The following is a 1,694-nucleotide window of genomic DNA, read 5'->3' on the forward strand; positions in this document are numbered from 1 at the left end:
TCGACTAGAGTAAATACTCCATAGAAAGGAGGTGATCCAGCCGCACCTTCCGATACGGCTACCTTGTTACGACTTCACCCCAATCATCTGTCCCACCTTAGGCGGCTGGCTCCAAAAGGTTACCTCACCGACTTCGGGTGTTACAAACTCTCGTGGTGTGACGGGCGGTGTGTACAAGGCCCGGGAACGTATTCACCGCGGCATGCTGATCCGCGATTACTAGCAATTCCGGCTTCATGTAGGCGAGTTGCAGCCTACAATCCGAACTGAGAATGGCTTTATGGGATTGGCTCGACCTCGCGGTTTTGCTGCCCTTTGTACCATCCATTGTAGCACGTGTGTAGCCCAGGTCATAAGGGGCATGATGATTTGACGTCATCCCCACCTTCCTCCGGTTTGTCACCGGCAGTCACCTTAGAGTGCCCAACTTAATGCTGGCAACTAAGATCAAGGGTTGCGCTCGTTGCGGGACTTAACCCAACATCTCACGACACGAGCTGACGACAACCATGCACCACCTGTCACTTTGTCCCCCGAAGGGGAAAGCTCTATCTCTAGAGTGGTCAAAGGATGTCAAGACCTGGTAAGGTTCTTCGCGTTGCTTCGAATTAAACCACATGCTCCACTGCTTGTGCGGGCCCCCGTCAATTCCTTTGAGTTTCAGCCTTGCGGCCGTACTCCCCAGGCGGAGTGCTTAATGTGTTAACTTCGGCACTAAGGGCATCGAAACCCCTAACACCTAGCACTCATCGTTTACGGCGTGGACTACCAGGGTATCTAATCCTGTTTGCTCCCCACGCTTTCGCGCCTCAGCGTCAGTTACAGACCAGAGAGTCGCCTTCGCCACTGGTGTTCCTCCACATATCTACGCATTTCACCGCTACACGTGGAATTCCACTCTCCTCTTCTGTACTCAAGTCTCCCAGTTTCCAATGACCCCTCGGGGTTGAGCCCCGATATTTCACATCAGACTTAAAAGACCGCCTGCGCGCGCTTTACGCCCAATAATTCCGGACAACGCTTGCCACCTACGTATTACCGCGGCTGCTGGCACGTAGTTAGCCGTGGCTTTCTGGTTAGGTACCGTCAAGGTACCGCCCTATTCGAACGGTACTTGTTCTTCCCTAACAACAGAGCTTTACGATCCGAAAACCTTCATCACTCACGCGGCGTTGCTCCGTCAGACTTTCGTCCATTGCGGAAGATTCCCTACTGCTGCCTCCCGTAGGAGTCTGGGCCGTGTCTCAGTCCCAGTGTGGCCGATCACCCTCTCAGGTCGGCTATGCATCGTTGCCTTGGTGAGCCTCTACCTCACCAACTAGCTAATGCACCGCGGGCCCATCCTGTAGTGATAGCCGGAGCCATCTTTTATGAAGAAACCATGCGGTTTCTTCGATTATCCGGTATTAGCACCGATTTCTCGATGTTATCCCAGTCTACAGGGCAGGTTGCCCACGTGTTACTCACCCGTCCGCCGCTAACTTCAGGGAGCAAGCTCCCTTCCATTCGCTCGACTTGCATGTATTAGGCACGCCGCCAGCGTTCGTCCTGAGCCAGGATCAAACTCTCCGTTAAAGGATAAGCTGATTAGCTCATAAGTTGCACATCATCCTTATTAGAAAATGTGACTAACAATTGACGAGATACCTTGTATCTCTTTAATTCGCTTGGCTTTTGTTCAGTTTTCAAAGAAC

The 1,694-nt window shown here is 52.4% G+C and carries 1 rRNA gene; it reads right to left on the reverse strand.

The window, feature by feature from the left end:
• Positions 1-24 precede the first annotated feature (24 nt).
• Positions 25-1,575 (reverse strand): 16S ribosomal RNA (locus tag PQ479_RS21785).
• Between the last annotated feature and the right edge of the window lie 119 nt (positions 1,576-1,694).

It is taken from the genome of Alkalihalobacillus pseudalcaliphilus (assembly GCF_028610675.1).
In the GTDB taxonomy this organism is placed as follows: domain Bacteria; phylum Bacillota; class Bacilli; order Bacillales; family Bacillaceae_D; genus Alkalihalobacillus; species Alkalihalobacillus pseudalcaliphilus.